This window comes from Nonomuraea sp. N2-4H, assembly GCF_045291505.1.
GTDB lineage: Bacteria > Actinomycetota > Actinomycetes > Streptosporangiales > Streptosporangiaceae > Nonomuraea > Nonomuraea fastidiosa.
This window is the reverse complement of sequence record NZ_CP147987.1, coordinates 319,130-334,828: the sequence shown is the minus strand read 5'-3', so window position 1 is coordinate 334,828 and position 15,699 is coordinate 319,130. Positions and strand designations below refer to the sequence as shown.

General features: G+C 71.5%; 18 protein-coding genes and 1 tRNA gene. 11 read left to right on the top strand and 8 right to left on the bottom strand.

The features are described 5' to 3' along the window. Positions 1–4 precede the first annotated feature (4 nt). The gene (locus tag WBK31_RS01540) at positions 5–379 is read left to right on the top strand and encodes a BlaI/MecI/CopY family transcriptional regulator (RefSeq protein WP_406674213.1); all 375 of its coding nucleotides are present in this window, start codon (positions 5–7) and stop codon (positions 377–379) included. Positions 380–454: 75 nt separating this feature from the next. Then, positions 455–2,113 (top strand): catalase, encoded by a 1,659-nt coding sequence (locus tag WBK31_RS01535; protein ID WP_364058701.1) that lies wholly within the window; start codon positions 455–457, stop codon positions 2,111–2,113. 57 nt (positions 2,114–2,170) lie between these two features. Here WBK31_RS01535 and WBK31_RS01530 read toward each other — a convergent pair whose 3' ends face one another. Beyond that, positions 2,171–2,752 (bottom strand): HD domain-containing protein, encoded by a 582-nt coding sequence (locus tag WBK31_RS01530; RefSeq protein WP_378784961.1) that lies wholly within the window; start codon positions 2,750–2,752, stop codon positions 2,171–2,173. A 50-nt stretch (positions 2,753–2,802) separates the two neighbouring features. Here WBK31_RS01530 and WBK31_RS01525 point away from each other — a divergent pair, with 50 nt between their 5' ends. From WBK31_RS01525 to WBK31_RS01515, 3 genes are all read left to right on the top strand, one after another. Continuing rightward, positions 2,803–3,666, top strand: a complete 864-nt coding sequence (locus WBK31_RS01525) for a DUF4429 domain-containing protein (protein WP_364058708.1) — start codon at positions 2,803–2,805, stop codon at positions 3,664–3,666. Between the two features lie 138 nt (positions 3,667–3,804). Next, complete coding sequence (locus WBK31_RS01520) at positions 3,805–4,239, top strand: nucleoside deaminase (RefSeq protein ID WP_364058711.1); 435 nt, start codon at positions 3,805–3,807, stop codon at positions 4,237–4,239. 70 nt (positions 4,240–4,309) lie between these two features. Further along, entirely contained in the window at positions 4,310–4,639 is a 330-nt protein-coding gene (locus WBK31_RS01515; RefSeq protein ID WP_364058714.1) for a hypothetical protein, read from the top strand. Between the two features lie 433 nt (positions 4,640–5,072). Here WBK31_RS01515 and WBK31_RS01510 read toward each other — a convergent pair. The 3 genes from WBK31_RS01510 to WBK31_RS01500 form a co-directional block, all read right to left on the bottom strand. Next, positions 5,073–5,149, bottom strand: a tRNA-Lys gene (locus WBK31_RS01510). An 82-nt stretch (positions 5,150–5,231) separates the two neighbouring features. Continuing rightward, entirely contained in the window at positions 5,232–6,158 is a 927-nt protein-coding gene (locus WBK31_RS01505; RefSeq protein WP_364058716.1) for a nucleoside hydrolase, read from the bottom strand. A 504-nt stretch (positions 6,159–6,662) separates the two neighbouring features. Next, positions 6,663–7,055, bottom strand: coding sequence for an OsmC family protein (locus WBK31_RS01500; protein WP_364058719.1), 393 nt, complete (start codon positions 7,053–7,055; stop codon positions 6,663–6,665). A gap of 52 nt (positions 7,056–7,107) precedes the next feature. On the opposite strand from WBK31_RS01500, the gene WBK31_RS01495 reads away from it, so the two are divergent. After that, positions 7,108–7,809 carry a hypothetical protein gene (locus WBK31_RS01495; protein WP_378784963.1) on the top strand — a complete coding sequence of 234 codons (702 nt, stop codon included), beginning with the start codon at positions 7,108–7,110 and terminating at the stop codon, positions 7,807–7,809. Positions 7,810–7,859: 50 nt separating this feature from the next. After that, entirely contained in the window at positions 7,860–8,741 is an 882-nt protein-coding gene (locus WBK31_RS01490) for an FAD:protein FMN transferase (RefSeq protein WP_364058725.1), read from the top strand. 115 nt (positions 8,742–8,856) lie between these two features. On the opposite strand, the gene WBK31_RS01485 is transcribed toward WBK31_RS01490, so the two are convergent. Then, positions 8,857–9,132 (bottom strand): hypothetical protein, encoded by a 276-nt coding sequence (locus WBK31_RS01485; RefSeq protein WP_364058728.1) that lies wholly within the window; start codon positions 9,130–9,132, stop codon positions 8,857–8,859. Positions 9,133–9,264: 132 nt separating this feature from the next. On the opposite strand from WBK31_RS01485, the gene WBK31_RS01480 reads away from it, so the two are divergent. After that, positions 9,265–9,645 (top strand): phage holin family protein, encoded by a 381-nt coding sequence (locus WBK31_RS01480; RefSeq protein ID WP_364058731.1) that lies wholly within the window; start codon positions 9,265–9,267, stop codon positions 9,643–9,645. A 13-nt stretch (positions 9,646–9,658) separates the two neighbouring features. Then, the gene (locus WBK31_RS01475; RefSeq protein ID WP_406674212.1) at positions 9,659–10,993 is read left to right on the top strand and encodes an aromatic amino acid ammonia-lyase; all 1,335 of its coding nucleotides are present in this window, start codon (positions 9,659–9,661) and stop codon (positions 10,991–10,993) included. Between the two features lie 160 nt (positions 10,994–11,153). Here the strand turns inward: WBK31_RS01475 and WBK31_RS01470 are convergent, their stop codons facing one another. Beyond that, entirely contained in the window at positions 11,154–12,149 is a 996-nt protein-coding gene (locus WBK31_RS01470) for a LacI family DNA-binding transcriptional regulator (RefSeq protein ID WP_364058737.1), read from the bottom strand. Between the two features lie 205 nt (positions 12,150–12,354). On the opposite strand from WBK31_RS01470, the gene WBK31_RS01465 reads away from it, so the two are divergent. Together WBK31_RS01465 and WBK31_RS01460 are read left to right on the top strand one after the other, a co-directional pair. Further along, a complete protein-coding gene (locus WBK31_RS01465; protein WP_364058740.1) occupies positions 12,355–13,215 on the top strand; it encodes an amidohydrolase in 861 nt (286 codons plus the stop codon). Next, positions 13,212–13,799 (top strand): cysteine dioxygenase, encoded by a 588-nt coding sequence (locus tag WBK31_RS01460; protein ID WP_378784968.1) that lies wholly within the window; start codon positions 13,212–13,214, stop codon positions 13,797–13,799. Before WBK31_RS01465 ends, WBK31_RS01460 begins: the two co-directional genes overlap by 4 nt. Here the strand turns inward: WBK31_RS01460 and WBK31_RS01455 are convergent. After that, the gene (locus WBK31_RS01455) at positions 13,788–14,486 is read right to left on the bottom strand and encodes a (2Fe-2S)-binding protein (RefSeq protein WP_364058746.1); all 699 of its coding nucleotides are present in this window, start codon (positions 14,484–14,486) and stop codon (positions 13,788–13,790) included. The genes WBK31_RS01460 and WBK31_RS01455 overlap by 12 nt on opposite strands. Then, positions 14,483–15,658: an MFS transporter gene (locus WBK31_RS01450; RefSeq protein ID WP_364058749.1), complete on the bottom strand. Its 1,176-nt coding sequence runs from the start codon at positions 15,656–15,658 to the stop codon at positions 14,483–14,485. The genes WBK31_RS01455 and WBK31_RS01450 overlap by 4 nt, the downstream gene beginning before the upstream one ends. Positions 15,659–15,699 lie beyond the last annotated feature (41 nt).

Sequence of the window (15,699 nt, the reverse complement as noted above, 5' to 3'; positions counted from 1 at the left end):
GGGCATGAAACGCCCCCTGGGAGAGCTCGAAGCCACGATCATGGACAGGATGTGGTCCTACCGCAGGCCCGCATCCGTCCGCGACGTGCTCGAAGACCTCCGCAAGGAGCGGGAGATCGCGTACACGACGGTCATGACCGTCATGGACAAGCTGCACACCAAGGGCCTGCTCAGGCGCGAGCCGGTCGGGCGGGCCTACATGTACGAGCCCGTCTCCACCAAAGAGGCCTACACCGCCGAGCTGATGCGCCACGCGCTGGCCGCCAGCGGCAACCAGGCCGCCACGCTGGTCCACTTCCTCGAGCGTCTCACGCCGGAGGAGGCCACCGTGCTGGAGACGGCGCTCCAGGTGGTGCCGCCCGGCAGCCGCCGCCCGTAGCCGGGCTCCCCCTGTTTCCGTCCCAGCCTCGCGGGCAGGCGGGGAGGACTACGCAAGGGGGAAGGAATCGGTACGATGACCGACGTTTCGGGTCAGGGCTCGCGGCCGGACGATCAGCGCCCCATCCTCACCAACCGGCAGGGGCATCCGGTCTACGACAACCAGAACCAGCGGACGATCGGCCCGCGCGGCCCGGCGACGCTGGAGAACTACCAGTTCCTGGAGAAGATCAGCCACTTCGACCGCGAACGCATCCCCGAGCGCGTCGTGCACGCCAGGGGCACGCTCAGCTACGGCTACTTCGAGTCGTACGGCAAGCTCGGCGACGAGCCGATCGCCCGCTACACCAGGGCCAAGCTCTTCCAGGAAGAGGGCAAGCGCACCGACGTGGCCGTACGCTTCTCCACCGTGATCGGCGGGCGCGACTCGGCCGAGACGGCCCGCGACCCGCGCGGCTTCGCCGTCAAGTTCTACACCGAGGACGGCAACTGGGACCTCGTCGGCAACAACCTCGCCGTCTTCTTCATCAGGGACGCCATCAAGTTCCCCGACGTGATCCACTCGCTCAAACCGGACCCCGTCACGTTCCGCCAGGACCCCAACCGGATCTTCGACTTCATGTCGCAGACGCCGGAGAGCATGCACATGCTCGTCAACCTCTTCAGCCCGCGCGGCATCCCCGCCGACTACCGGCACATGCAGGGCTTCGGCGTGAACACGTACAAGTGGGTCAACGCGGAGGGCGAGACCCGGCTGGTGAAGTACCACTGGATCCCCAAGCAGGGCGTGCGCAGCATGACCCAGGCCGACGCCGCCGCCGTCCAGGCGCACGACCTCGGCCACGCCACCAAGGACCTGCACGACGCCATCGAGCGCGGCGACTTTCCCGAGTGGGAGCTGCGCGTGCAGATCATGACCGACGACGAGCATCCCGAGCTGGACTTCGACCCGCTCGACGACACCAAGGTCTGGCCGGAGAACGAGTTCCCCGCGCTGCCGGTCGGCCGCATGGTGCTCGACCGCAACGTGCAGAACCAGTTCGCCGAGAACGAGCAGGCCGCGTTCGGCACCGGCGTGCTGGTCGACGGGCTCGACTTCTCCGACGACAAGATGCTCATCGGCCGCACGTTCTCCTACAGCGACACCCAGCGCTACCGCGTCGGGCCCAACTATCTGCAGCTCCCGGTCAACCAGACCAAGGCCGAATGCAGGACCAACCAGCGCGACGGCCAGATGACGTACTTCGTCGACACCGGCGGCGAGGACCCGCACATCAACTACGAGCCGTCGCTGCGCGGCGGGCTGCGCGAGGCGCACTATCCGCACCCCGACGAGGTCGGCCCGGTCGTCTCCGGCAGGCTCACCCGCAAGCGCATCCCGCGTACCAACGACTACAAGCAGGCAGGCCAGCGGTACCTGCTGATGGAGGAGTGGGAGCGCGACGACCTCGTCGGCAACCTCGTCACCAACCTCCAGCAGTGCGACCGGCCCATTCAGGAGCGCATGGTCTGGCACTTCCTGCTCGCCGAGGACGACCTCGGCCTGCGCGTGGGCGAGGGCCTCGGCATCACACCCGACGACGTCTCGCACCTGGAGCCGCTGCAGAGCCAGGACCTCACCGACGAGGACCGCGACCGGCTGGCCAAGCTGGGCAGGAACGGGCCGCGCGACGTCGAGAACCTGAAGATGACCCACTGCGTCCCGAACGAGCGGGCGGTGCACGCCGAGGCGTGACGCGCACGCGGGGCGGGCCTCCTGCGAGGGGCCCGCTCATCGCATCCGCTGGGGTCGTCAGGCCGGCCAGCGTTCGACGCGCCGCCAGTGTCCACGCCACTCGGCGAACCACGTCGCGAACCACGGATGGGCCCCGGCCAGCGGCATGATGTACGCGACCGTCTCCAGGTAGTAGCGCCGCTGAAACCGCCACGGCATGCGCTGCAGCTCCTGTACGTTGCTCACCCGGTCGGCCAGCTTCACCAGCACCGCCTTGGGCGGCGCCTTCACCAGCGAGGCCAGGTGGTCGGCCTTCGCACCGCCCGGCGGCCTGGTCACCCACCGCACCAGCGCGCCCACCTCGGGCCCGAACCGGCGCGCGACCTCCGCCTCGGTGCAGGGCGTGTCCTCCAGGACGTCGTGCAGCACGATCGAGACCAGCACGTCCCTGTCGCTCAGCCCGGCGCCGCGCACCGCCACCTCCAGCGCCTCGAGAAGATGCTCCAGGTACGGCCGCCCCGTCGGCCGCTGCTGCACGCCGTGCCTGCGCCGGGCGAAGGCGACCGCGTCACGCAGGGCGTCCACGGTGGGCGCGGGGAGCGCCGCGGCCAGCGGGCCCTCCGCGTGCGCCCAGGACGGCCAGCTCGTGAAGATCTCCATCGCGCTCCTTCGTCTGTGATCGTGCCGCGCGCGTGTCCTAGGCTGAGAATATGGCCGAGATCGCGGTGCCCGACGGGTCGTGGACGTTTGATGGGGAAACGCTGCGTATCGTCCCCGGGAGCGATAAAGGCATCGATGAGCTGCGCAGAGCTCTCGGCGACATCGACGTTCCGCTCGAGGCCATCGCGGGGGTGTCGTTCGAGCCCGGGCGCAAGGGCGGCCACCTGAGATTAAGGCTGCGCAAGGGCGCCGACGCGCTCTACGACGTGGTCGCGGGGGCGCTGACGCCGCCCGCCGACCCGTACCGGCTGGCCGTGCCCAAGGGCCGCACGGGCGCGGCCGAATACTTCGCCGACGAGGTGCGCGACACCCTGCGGGTCTTCCAGACGCCCAGCGGCCCCTGCGAGCACTACCTCGTCCGCGTCCCCGACGTGCCCATCACCGCCACCGCCGGCGACGGCACGGTCTCCTTCGACGGCGAGCGCATCCGCCTGGAGTGGACCGGCTGGGCCAGCAGCGACAAGGAGAAGCTGGGCCCGCAGGAGTTCCCGCTGACCGACGTGGCGAGCGTGGAGTGGAAGCCGCAGTCCGGCATGGGCTACGGCAGCCTGCGCTTCCGCCTCAAGGGCGGCGGGCCCGGCCTGGCACCGGACAAGGACCCGCGCTGCGTCTCGTGGGGCGTGCAGCGCTACGGCGGCACCACCGCCCTGGTGGCCGCGGCCGTGCTCGCGCGCCTGCCGCGCGATGTGCCCGAGCCGCCCCAGCCGCTGCCCGCGCCGCCCGCCGACGACGTGCACGACGCGGTGCTGCGCCGCCTGGCCGAGCTGGGCCGGCTGCACCAGTCGGGGGTGCTGACGGATGAGGAGTTCGCCGCGGCCAAGCAGGCCATGATCCGCCGCCTCCAGGAGACGTGACGGGCCGCCGCGCCCTTCCTGACGCACCTTTATCGAGTGGCGACGCGCCCGCAATGACCGGGGATGCCCTTTATTGGGTGGCGGAGTGCCGCGTCCCCTGTGAGAGGCTGCGGAGACCCCGACGACGAGGAGGAGCCGGTGACCGTGACACCTGACGAGGAGCGGCTGCTGCGCCGCGCGATCGAGCTGGCCGCCGAGGCGCGGGCGGGCGGCAACCCGCCGTTCGGCTCGCTGCTCGCCGGCCCCGACGGCACGATCCTGGCCGAAGAGCGCAACAGCACGCTCACCGACCGCGACATCACCGCGCACCCCGAGCTGAAGCTGGCCCGCTGGGCGGCCCGCGAGCTCGACCCGGACACGGCGGCGGCCACCACCATGTTCACCAGCTGCCAGCCGTGCGGCATGTGCGCAGGGGCCATCGCCCGCTCGGGGCTCGGCCGGGTCGTGTACGCGCTGTCCGGCGAGCAGCTCGACGGGCTCAAGCCGCCCGGCAGCGCCTTCACCGACCCGCCCAGCACCGGCCCGGCCCTGTACGACGAGGCCCGGGTTCCCGTCGAGGGCTACTACCGCTAGGCAACGCCATCACCCTTCGCTTACGATCGACCACGCAAAGTGATGTTCGATCGTTCGTCCAGGAGGGGCAATGTCCATGACCATCCGGATGGCCGCGGCCGCCGGCGCGTTCGCGCTGCTGACGATGGGGCTCACCGCGTCGCCGGCGGCGGCCGCCACCCACCTCGACTGCCACACGTTCGTCCACGCGATCGACCGCGACCTCGGCATCGCGTCTTGCACCAACCGCACGGGCCGCGCGTGGATCTTCCGCGCCGTGGTGGTCTGCGGCATGGCCCCTGACGTGGTCGGCGAGTGGGTCCGCCTCGAGCCCGGCGGCTCCGGCGAGTCGCAGGGCTACTGCGGCGGCATCCTCACCACCGGCGTGGGCGCGGTCGGCGTCGACGAACGCCCCGCCTGACCGGCCGTCCTGGCGACCCCACGGCGGGCACCTGAACGCGGCGCCCGCCGTCCCGCCGCATGCGCGGCCCGCCACAGCCGTTCCCGCCGTGGAGCGCCCACCGTGACGACGCCATCCCGAGGCGACGCGGCAAGCTCCTGCCGTGCCTACGCCTTCGCGACGCCGTCCACCCCTTCACCGCCTTCTCAGGAGTGCAGTCTTCGTCTGCTGGACGTAGGGAGCCGATGAGGACGAGGCCGGCTGCGATCACGTAGGCCGCGCGTCCACGGCACCTCGTGCCGGTCTTGCCCGCCTCCCACGCGAAGACGGCGACGCCCACCGCCCGGGGCAAAGACGCCCCACCGCCTGGGGCGAAGACGCCCCACCGCCTGGGGCGAAAGCGCCGCAGACGCAAGAAACCCCAGCCCGGTCATCCCGAGCTGGGGTTTTGCTGTGGTGCGCCGCCAGGGACTCGAACCCCGGACCCGCTGATTAAGAGTCAGCTGCTCTGACCAACTGAGCTAGCGGCGCAACGGGGTTAACTCTATCAGCCCTCGGACAGTGCCCGCGCCGCCCAGGCACATCCGTGCTCATCCGGTCCCTGACGACACGATCACGCCAGGCGGGCCGCCAGCTTCTCGTACGCCCCCAGCACCAGGTCCCAGAACGCCGGCACATCCATGGACGTCGCGACGAGGGCGTTGGCCTGGCGGCCTTCGACGCGGAAGTCCGTCACGGTCATGCCCCTGGTGTACTGCCCGGCGGTCTCCACGTTCACCACGGCGGGCACGCAGGTGAACAGCGACGGCCGCAGCACGTACGCGACCGCGCATGCGTCGTGGATCGCGGGCCCGCCCTCGGCCGTCACCATCCCGTAGTACTGCGCGGCCGGCACCAGCAGCTCCGACAACCGCCCGAGCGGCCGCATGCGCTCCAGCACCGGCGAGGTCACGGCGGCGGTCAGCGTCACGTCGAGACCCAGCATCTTGACCGTCCACCCGGCCTCGAAGGCGATCGCGGCGGCCTCGGGGTCGGCCAGCATGTTGAACTCGGCGGCCGGGTTGTGGTTGCCGCGCGTGAAGGAGCCGCCCATGATGACGAAGTCGCGGGCCCATTCGACGATGCGCGGCTCACGGCGTACGGCGAGCGCGATGTTCGTCAGCGGCCCCACCGCGACCAGCGTGATCTCGCCGGGCGCGGCCCGCAGCGTCTCCACGATGAAGTCGACCGCGTGCCCCTCGGAGGGTCCCCGCGTGGGGGCGGGCAGGACGACGTCCCCGAGCCCGGTGGGCCCGTGCACGTCGGCGGCCCGGACCGTGCGGCGCAGCAGCGCGCCCGCGCTGCCCGGGGTGACCGGCACGTCGCCCATCCGCAGGAACTCGCGCAGCGCCAGCGCGTTGGCGGTGGTGAATTCCAGGTCCACGTTGCCGCCGACGGTGGTGATGCCCACGAGGTCGATCTCGTCCGACGAGCCGGCGGCCAGCGCCAGGGCGAGTGCGTCGTCTATCCCCGGATCGCAGTCAATGAGAACTTTCTTCACTCACCGGAGGATACGCACGGATCAGGCCGGCGTAACGCAGGGATCGGACCGGGATTACGCCCGAGTCGGACCGGGATTACGCCCGAGTCGGGCCGAGGGGTCCCGGGCCGGGCCGAGGGGTCCCGGGCCGGGCCGAGGGCCCCAAATCGAGCCGAGGGGTCCCGAATCAGGAATGGGTCCCGAATCAAGCCGAGGGTCCCGAATTCGGGCCGAGGGGTCCCGAGTCGGCCGAGGGATTACGCCTGGATCCGGCCGGGGGTTGCGTACGCATGGATCGGGCCGGGCAGTTCCCCCAAATCTGCCCGGCCCGATCGGCGGCGGTACAGGCCGGCGTCTTCCCCAAAACGCAGGCGGTCCCGCACTTTGCGGCCCGCGGTCCCCCTCCGCGTCCGCATCGGTGAAGGTCCTCGCGGTCAGTCGCCAGTGCTCCTGACCTGCTACTACGCTACCGAGACGAATGCAACGGTCGCGTCATAACGGGGTCGAATATCTGTTTAATCCCAACTACGGAAGCTCCAACCGGACTTCAGTGCCGTCCTGCAACGACCGGCTCACCGTGCAGTACTTCTCGTGCACCCGGTGGGCGACCGCCTCGAACACCTCGCCGGCCTCCTCCGACGGCAGCTCGACGTCGTACGTCACCGTGACCGTCCCCAGCTTGTTGGGCTCGATCTTCTCCGACTCGACGGTCATCGCCAGGCGCACCAGCCGGTGACCCCGCTTGGCGGTGAGCGGCTCGACGGTGACGATGTTGCACCCGCCGACCGCCGCCAGCAGCAGCTCGACCGGGGTGAACACCCCCTCCTGATCGCCGCCGCCGATCGCAACCTCGGCGCCGCGGGCGTTCGTCGCCCGGAATCCGCCGTCTTCAGTCCGCTCCACACGCACGTTAGCCATGTTTCTAGACCCTACTCAGACGGCTTTCATGTTCGGTCCGCAAGGTTGAGGTATGGCTAGCGAGGCGAATGCTCAACAGGGGCCGATCCTCTTCTGGAGCGGCGTCGCGATCGCCGAGTTGGGGGCGATCCAGCCGGGTTTCGGCGCTCCGTGGACTCCTTCCGCCTACGCCGCGGCGGCGCTGCTCGTCGCCCTCGGCTTCGTCACCGTCAAGGCCGCCGCGTACCTCCGCACCGAGGAGGCCAGGCAGCGCCTGCGGCTAGGCGGCTATCTCACCGGAGCGCTGCTGGTGGCGCACGAGTTCGGCGGGACGACCGCCGTCAGTGGCTTCGGCCGGGTGTGCTCGCTCCTGCTGTACGCGGCCGCGGCCGTGATGGCCGTACTGAGCCACCGCGCGCCCCGGACCTCCAGACCGTCTCTGCTGATCGCGACCGGGCTCGATCCCAGGACGCTGCACGAGCGGCTGGCGGATGAGCCGGGCACCGTCGCCGTCTACCGCACCGAGCGGGTCACCGACGAGCTGCGCGAGCTGCAGGCCCGCTACCGCGTCATCCTCGTGGAGGGCGCCGAGCACGATCCGCGCGCCAAGGAGCGGGTGAGCGCGTCCGGGCTCGGACGTGAGATTCCCGACATCGCCGAGCGCGAGGTGGTGGTAGCAGGTCCGCGCCGCTTTCAGCGTTATGTAGGTGGGGCGCTGTCGCGCCTGGCCGTGCCAAGGTCACAGATCCATTTCAGTTCTGACCTCAAGGTTTAGGCTTACCATACGAGTGATCTGACAGCGTGGACGGCGGACAAGGAGGCAAGATGACGACTTCTGATCGTTTCCAGTCCGTGACGACTTCCATCGCCGAGTCCGCGATGACCTCTCATATCGCCGAGCCCGCCACGGCTCCCCTGACACCGGCCACGGCGGCGTCCTTCCCGGGCAGCAGCCGCACCGAGACCTTCATGGGCCGGCCGGTCACCATCGAGATCCGCACCCCGCTTCCGGCGCGCGAGCTGACCCCGCTGATGGACGACGCCTTCGCCTGGCTGCGCTGGGCCGAGGACACCTTCAGCCCGGCCAAGGAGGACAGCCAGATCAGCCGGCTCAACCGCGGCCTGACCCTCAAGCAGATCCCCGAGCTGATCGAGGTGCTGCACCGCTGCGACGAGCTGAGCGAGTCCACCGGCGGCTGGTTCGACGCCCGCATCAAGGGCGTGACCGACCCCTCCGGCTACGTCAAGGGCTGGGCACTGGAGCGACTGTCCCGCGCGCTGCTCCAGGCGGGCGCGGGCGACCACCGCATCACGGCGGGAAACGACGTACGCGTGCGCGGCTCCCACGCCCCCGGCAGGCGCTGGCGGGTGCCCGTGCGCGACCCGCGTACCGGGAAGATCCGCCGCACCGTGCTCGCACACGACCTCGGCATCGCCACCTCCGGCGGGTCCCGCGTGCTCGACCCGCACACCGGCGAGGTCCGCGACACGCTGGGCTCGGTCACCGTCATCGGCCCCGACCTGGGGCTCGCCGACGCGTACGCGACGGCCATGTACGCCATGGGCCCCATCCAGGCCCGCCGCTTCGCGAACGAGCTGGCCGCGAAGGGCTGCTACGAGACGCTGATCGTGCTGCACGACGGGCAGGAGCTGACCACGCCAGGCTTCGCGACCTACAACGACCGGCGCGCCCGCCTGGCCGGCTGACCGAGCCGCGCCTCACCCCCTCCGGTCCGCACCGCGTGACGCGGACCGCACGTCACGCTCCGCTCACGACTCTGACCGGGCGCGCGCACGGGAGACCCGTGCGCGCCCCCGGCGCTCAGGCATCCGGATGTTTACGCAGGTAGTCGAGATAGATCGGGCGCAGCGCCTCGCCCAGCTTGCCCTCGCCCGCCACGAGAGCGTCGCTCAGCAGCGCCGAGACCCTGCTGAGGTCGTTGGCGCTCTCATCGTGGTGACCGCTGGCGGCCTCGGCCGCCGGGATCACTTTCAGCAACTCCCATAGGAACCCCAGGTCCCCGTGGCGTACGGCGTAGCGCACCGCCCGGTCGTGCAACTCGGCGGCCGGCAACGACTCGAGCCCGTTCGCGTCCATGTCGGTTCCTCCCCTGCACGCCTCTTCCCCCCGATGTCCGTCGATAACCGGAGACTACGCAGAGTGATCGGCGGGCATCGTTCTGACGGCGCCCCTATCGACCACTGAGCTCAAGTGGGAGGATCAACCAGCGTGAGATTCATCATCAGAACGCTCGCAGCGGCAGTCGCGCTGTGGGTGGCCATCCAGTTGCTCGACGGCATTGAGGTCGACGCCCCCGCGAACTCGGCCAAGTACTGGGGTGTCCTGGTGCTCGTGGCGTTGATCTTCGGTGTCGTCAACGCCATCGTCAAGCCGATCGTGAAAGCGCTCGGCTGCGCCATCATCGTGCTCACGCTGGGCCTGTTCCTGCTCGTCATCAACGCGGCGATGCTGCTGCTGACGAGTTGGATAGCGGGCGAGCTCGGCATCCCCTTCCATGTGGACAACTTCTACCCGGCCGCCTTCTGGGGCGCGATCATCATCAGCGTGGTGAGCTGGCTGCTCAGCGCGTTCGTCCCCGACGGCGACTAGACACGCACCATCCATGGAGCTCGACGGTTCCGGCCTGACGTGCGCGCGAGTGCACGAGGCCGCCTGTGAAGGGGCCCGGGTCTCGATCGCCTCCCTCGATCGGGCCCGGGCCGCGTGGGCCACCGCCCAGGAGCTGACCGGCCGCCCGGTGTACGGCAGGAGCACGGGAGTCGGCGCGAACCGGGACGTGCTCCTGGAGGGCGGCGGCCTCGACCTGCTGCGCAGCCACGCGTGCGGTGCGGGCCCGCCCGTCGAACCCGCCAGGGCCAGGGCGATGCTCGTGGTCCGGCTCAACCAGCTCCTCGCGGGCGGCTCGGGCATCGACCCGGGCGTGTGCGAGGCGCTCGCGTACGCGATCAACCACGGTTTCACGCCGCCGCTGCGCACGTACGGGGCGATCGGCACCGGCGATCTGACCGCGCTGTCCACGACGGCGCTCTGCCTGCTCGGCGAGCTGCCCTGGAACCGCGAGCCAGGAGTGGCGGCGCCCGAGCCGCGCTTCCCGCTCGCCTCCAGCGACGCGCTGCCGTTCATCAGTTCGGGCGCGGCCACGCTGGCCGACGCCGCCATCGCGGTGCACCGGCTGCGCCGGCTCATGGAGGCCGCGATCGAGGTGGCCGCCATGTCGTTCGCCGCCGTGGACGCCTCCGCCGAGCCGCTGGCCGCCGTCGTGCACGAGGCGCGCCCGCACCCCGGCCAGGCGGCGGTGGCGGCGGCGCTGCGCGGCCTGGTGGCGCACGAGCCCAGCACCCGCGTTCAGGACCCGTACGGCTTCCGCGCCTTCGCCCAGGTGCACGGCGCGGCCGTGGACGCGCTCGACCGCGCGGTCACCGCGATCGAGACCGACCTCAACGCCTCGGCCGAGAACCCGCTCTTCGCCGAAGACCTGGCCTGGCACAACGGCAACTTCCACTCGGCGCCCGTGGCGCTGGCGCTGGACGCGCTGCGGCCCGCGCTCGTGCAGACCGCGCAGCTCAGCGCCGCCCGCCTGGCCACGCTCATGGACCCGGCCTACACCGGCCGCCTGCCCTTCCTCGCCGACCGTCCCGGCGCGTCCGGCATGCTGATCCTGGAGTACGTCGCCCAGGACGCGGTCGCCGAGCTGCGCCACCTCGCCGCGCCGGTGACCACGGGCACGGCGGTGGTCTCGCGGGGCGCGGAGGACCACGCCGGCTTCGCCACCCAGGCGGCCCGCCACACGCTGCGCTGCCTGGAGCCGCTGGAGATCGTGCTGGCCTGCGAGCGTACGGCGGCGGCCCGCGCGCTCGACGCCCCCGCGCCCGACCGCCCGCTCACGGCCGACCTTGAGGAGTCGCGCCATGCCCTCACCCGCGCCCTCCCGAACTGAAGCCGCTCCCGGCGACCACCCCGCACCAGCCCCACCGCAACCACGCCCCAGCCTGACCACCGCACCAGCCCCACCGCACCATGCCGGGCTGACCACCGCGCGAACCCCGCCAGCCGCGCCGGGCCGCCCCGGCGACATGACCGCCCCGCGCGTAGCTCCGTCAGGCCCCGGAGCGGCGGGCCACCGAGCCGCGTTCGCGCAGCGTCGGCTTCTGCACGACCCGCCGCCTGCGCGCCCCGCCGTCGGCCGCCGCCGCGATGAGCCGCACGGCGGCCCTGACGATGCCGTCGATGTCCCAGTCGACCGTGGTGAGCCCCGGGCTGAGCAGCCCCGACATCGGATGGTCGTCGTAGCCCATGACGGACACGTCGCCGGGGATCGACAGGCCCAGCTCGGCCGCCGCCGCGTAGACGCCGTACGCGATCGAGTCGCTGAAGCAGAACACCGCGCTCGGCTGCTCGCCCGACAGCACCCGCAGGGCGGTCGCGGTGGCGCCGGCCAGGTCGTGGGGCGCGGTGGTCAGCTCGATGTCGAGCCGCAGGCGCTCGGCCTCGGCCGAGACGTGGACGTCGGCGGGCCGGTCGGGGGTGCTCGGCCGGGTGGGCGTGAGCACGGCGATGCGGCGGTGGCCGAGCGCGTGGAGGTGCTCCAGGGCGAGCGTGACGCCGCGCCGGTTGTCGAAGACGACCTCACCGGCCGTACCGGTGATGGAGTCGCCGATCGCCACCACCGGCACCGACTCGCACAGCTCGGGCCAGAACGCGGCGGCGGGATCGATGGGCTGCACGATCATGCCGTCGACGCGCTGGTCGCGGAGCTGCTGGGCCAGGGCGCGCTCGCGGGCCGGGTCGCCGACCGCGTCGAGGATGAGGGCGTAGCGGTCCTTCTCCCGCAGGCCCCTGCTGATGCCGACGGCGAGCGACTGCTGCCACAGGTCTTCGAGCGAGCCGCACAGCAGGCCGATCATGCCGGTGCGGCCGCTGGCGAGTGCCCTGGCGATGGGGTCGGCCTCGTAGCCGAGCTCGGCGGCGGCGGCGCGGACCCGCTCCATGGTCTCCTCCGACACCTGAAGGCCGCGCAGTGCGTAGGAGACGGCCGCCGGCGACAGGCCCGTGGCCCGCGCCACCTCACGGATCGTGGCTCTCTTCCGAGGCATTCAGCCAGCCTATTGCGTGGGACCGGCGAGAGCCGCTTTCCCGTGAGAGCTTGTCGCTTTTACGTAAGAAACGCCCGTTGACATGACCTTCGTGAAGCGTTTCACTGAACCGTATCACTGAAACGGTTCACTCTGACCCTTGCGCAGGCAGACCGGTTTACATGTATTGTGAGTAGGAAATGGCGGGGAAGGAGGGAGTGACGGCATGACGATCGACGTGCACCAGCACTTGTGGACGCCCGGATTCGTCGATGCGCTGCGCACCAGAACCCGCCCGCCGTACCTCGACGGCTGGACGCTGATCCTCGACGGCGAGCCGCCGTACGAGGTGAACCCCGCCGATCACGAAGGGCGCGACACGACCGGCCTGGAGCTCGCGCTGGTGTCGCTGTCGAGCCCGCTCGGCATCGAGTTCCTGCCGCCCGAGGACGCCTGGCCGCTGATCGACGCCTACCACGACGGCGCGCTCGCGCTGGGCGAGCCGTACGGCGCGTGGGCGGCCACCTGCCACAGCGACATCGACCCCGAGCGCCTGGCCAAGGATCTCGACCGCGGCTTCGCGGGCCTGCAGATCCCCGCCACGGCCGTCCCCGACGACCGGATCCTCGAAGTCCTGACCGGCAGGAACCTGCCGCTGTTCGTGCATCCGGGGCCGGCCGCGCTGACCCCGGGCACGCCGCCCTGGTGGCCCGCGCTGGTGCCGTACGTCCAGCAGATGCACCAGGCATGGCACTACTTCCACGCCGTCGTCCGGCCCAGGCATCCCCGGCTGCGGGTCTGCTTCGCGCTGCTCGCCGGCCTCGCGCCGCTGCACTCCGAACGCCTCATCACCAGGGGCGGCGGCGGGCGCGGCCTGGTGGACCGCGACTTCTTCGTGGAGACCTCCTCCTACGGCCCGCGCGCGATCGACGCGATCGTCCGCGAGCTCGGCATCGACGTCGTGGTCAACGGATCCGACGCCCCCTACGCCACCGCACCCGATCCCGGGCTCGGCGCGGCCGCAGGCCACGCCATCCGGGTGGTCAACCCCCGTCGTCTGCTGAACAGAAAGGAGACTCGTACGTGAGCACTGACCAGATCCAGGACGGGGGCACCTGCTCCAGGCTCCCCGAGCGCACTCTCGACCGGCGCGAGCTGCGCGACCTGGTGGACGAGCTGGCCGCCCATCCGGAGGAGTGGCGCGACCAGGTGGACTTCCCCGCCGACGGCGGGCGGCACTACGCCTCCCTCTACCGCGACGCGTACGTGGACGTCTGGCTGCTGTGCTGGCGTCCGGAGGACGACACGGGCTGGCACGACCACGACATCTCCTCGGGGGCGGTGCGCGTGGTGCAGGGCGCGCTGCGCGAGTGCAACCCGCGCATCGGCGGCGAGCACCTGGAGACGGTGGTGACGGAGGGTCAGTCGTTCTCGTTCGGTCCCGACCACATCCACCGGCTGACGGGCGCAGTGGACCAGAGCGTGTCCATCCACGCGTACTCGCCGCCGCTGTGGCGGCTCGGCCAGTACTCCATCGACGGCACGGGCGTCATGCGCCGCGTCTCGGTGAGCTACGCCGACGAGCTGCGTCCCATCGACGAGCCGGTCCCGGAGCCGATCACCGGGCAGGAGGCCGTGCCCGAGGCGCAGCCGGTCGGGTCAGTCGCCTGAGGCCGCACGCGCCCGCGCGGCGGGCCTGAGCACGCAGCAGCTTCCGCAGGGCTCCACGTCCGGCAGGGTGATCCACAGGCAGCAGGTCCTGCGGAAGTAGCCGTCGCCGGCGGGCTCGATCAGCCCGTCGAGCGGCGGCCCGATCAAGCGCAGCAGCTCCATGTAGTCGCCGGGCACGATCGTGGTCAGCGGGTGGGCGAACGCCTCCGCCGTGGAGCCCCACAGCGTGCGCTCGCCCACCTTGGTCAGCGCGTTGATCGCCTCGACCAGCGGGCGCTGCGACTCCTCCAGCGCTTCGCGGATGGCGCCGACGCCGGTGTCCCAGCGCACGCGGGAGGCGGCCAGCGTCACCCCGGCGGGCGAGACCTGGAAGTACGTGGCGTCGAACGGCATGATCGGCACCCGCCCGCCGAGCGCCCACCCGAGCGCCAGCGGCAGCGCGTGCCAATAGCCGTAGGTCTTCCAGAACAGCGCCGCGCCGACGTGCCTCGGGGCGTTCCAGCGCGCGGCCGTCTCGTCCACCAGCTCGGTCAGCAGCGTGTACGGCTCCCGCACCAGCTCGGTGACCGGGGTCCAGGAGCCGTCAGGGTCGATGACGAGGCCGGGCACCACTCCGAGCACCCCGCCGCGCTCGTCCGCCAGCCGCCGGAGCGTGTCGGTCAGCACGCGGGACTCCCCTTCGATCATCGTCGGGCTCCCTCCAACGTAGCAGGGCGACCGGCCAGCCATCCGGCCACGAGCTGCACCACCAGTACGCCGAGTCCGGCCGAAAGCGGCACCGTCCAGCCGCCGGAGATCTCCCTGAGGTAGCCGAACAGCATCGGGCCGAGCGCCGCGACGACGTAGCCGACGGACTGGGCGACCGCGGACAGCGCGGTCACGGCCGCAGGGTCGGCGGGACGCAGCGCGATGATCAGCAGCGCCAGCGCGAACGAGGCGCCCTGGCCGATGCCCAGCACGATCATCCACACCCACGGCAGCGTCGTGGGGGCGAGCAGCATGCCGAGGTAGCCGAGCACGGTCAGCACGCACGCGCCCACCACGTACGGCACCTGCGAGGCGCGCCGCCCGGCCAGCACGGGCACCGCGAGCGAGGTGCCGACCTGCACCGCGTTGGTCAGGCTGAGCAGGTAGCCGGCCTGGTCGGCGGGCAGCCCCGCTTCCAGGAAGATGGTGGGGAGCCAGGCCAGCATGACGTAGAAGGTGAGCGATTGCAGCCCCATCAGCGCGGTGACGTACCAGGTGACGCGGCTGCGCAGCACGGCGCCGAACGGGCGCGGGCCGTCGGAGCCCACCTGCGGCCTGCCGCGCAACGCCTGCGGCAGCCAGAGCAGTGCCGCGAGCAGCGCGGGCACGGCGAGCAGCGCCGTGACGCCGCGCCAGCCGGCGCCGGTGGCGTGCTCGACGGGGACCACCAGCGCGGAGGCGAGCGCGGCACCGGCGACCACGGCCGAGACGTAGACGCCGGTCATGAGGTTGACGCGGGTGGGGAAGTGCTGCTTGACGACGCCGGGCATGGAGACGTTCATGACCGCGATGGCGGTGGCGGCCAGGGCGGAGCCGATGTAGAGCAGCGGCGCGCCGTCGAGCCCGCGTACGGCGACGCCCGCGGCGATGACGAGCAGGCCGGCGAGCAGCGTGCGGTCGAGCCCGATGCGGCGCGCGAGCAGCGGCGTGACCGGCCCGAACACGCCCAGGCAGACGACCATGACGGTGGTGATCGCGCCGCCGCCCGCGGGGCTCAGGCCCACGTCGCCCATGATCTCGTCGAGCAGCGGGGAGACGCCCGCGATGGCCGGGCGGAGGTTGAGCGCGGCCAGGGCGAACCCGGCCACGAGCACGGCGGATCTCAACGACATAGACGACCACTCTGGCACAACCGCTTGACAACGTTGTCCGC

Bases quoted from the DNA above. Each gene is read 5' to 3' on its own strand.
- WBK31_RS01525 (WP_364058708.1), top strand. From the start codon at position 2,803: ATGGCCGAGATCGCGGTGCCCGACGGGTCGTGGACGTTTGATGGGGAA.
- WBK31_RS01455 (WP_364058746.1), bottom strand. From the start codon at position 14,486: ATGATCGAAGGGGAGTCCCGCGTGCTGACCGACACGCTCCGGCGGCTG.
- WBK31_RS01470 (WP_364058737.1), bottom strand. From the start codon at position 12,149: ATGCCTCGGAAGAGAGCCACGATCCGTGAGGTGGCGCGGGCCACGGGC.
- WBK31_RS01450 (WP_364058749.1), bottom strand. From the start codon at position 15,658: ATGTCGTTGAGATCCGCCGTGCTCGTGGCCGGGTTCGCCCTGGCCGCG.
- WBK31_RS01490 (WP_364058725.1), top strand. From the start codon at position 7,860: ATGACGACTTCTGATCGTTTCCAGTCCGTGACGACTTCCATCGCCGAG.
- WBK31_RS01535 (WP_364058701.1), top strand. From the start codon at position 455: ATGACCGACGTTTCGGGTCAGGGCTCGCGGCCGGACGATCAGCGCCCC.
- WBK31_RS01515 (WP_364058714.1), top strand. From the start codon at position 4,310: ATGTCCATGACCATCCGGATGGCCGCGGCCGCCGGCGCGTTCGCGCTG.
- WBK31_RS01540 (WP_406674213.1), top strand. From the start codon at position 5: ATGAAACGCCCCCTGGGAGAGCTCGAAGCCACGATCATGGACAGGATG.
- WBK31_RS01530 (WP_378784961.1), bottom strand. From the start codon at position 2,752: ATGGAGATCTTCACGAGCTGGCCGTCCTGGGCGCACGCGGAGGGCCCG.
- WBK31_RS01495 (WP_378784963.1), top strand. From the start codon at position 7,108: ATGGCTAGCGAGGCGAATGCTCAACAGGGGCCGATCCTCTTCTGGAGC.
- WBK31_RS01465 (WP_364058740.1), top strand. From the start codon at position 12,355: ATGACGATCGACGTGCACCAGCACTTGTGGACGCCCGGATTCGTCGAT.
- WBK31_RS01485 (WP_364058728.1), bottom strand. From the start codon at position 9,132: ATGGACGCGAACGGGCTCGAGTCGTTGCCGGCCGCCGAGTTGCACGAC.
- WBK31_RS01500 (WP_364058719.1), bottom strand. From the start codon at position 7,055: ATGGCTAACGTGCGTGTGGAGCGGACTGAAGACGGCGGATTCCGGGCG.
- WBK31_RS01475 (WP_406674212.1), top strand. From the start codon at position 9,659: ATGGAGCTCGACGGTTCCGGCCTGACGTGCGCGCGAGTGCACGAGGCC.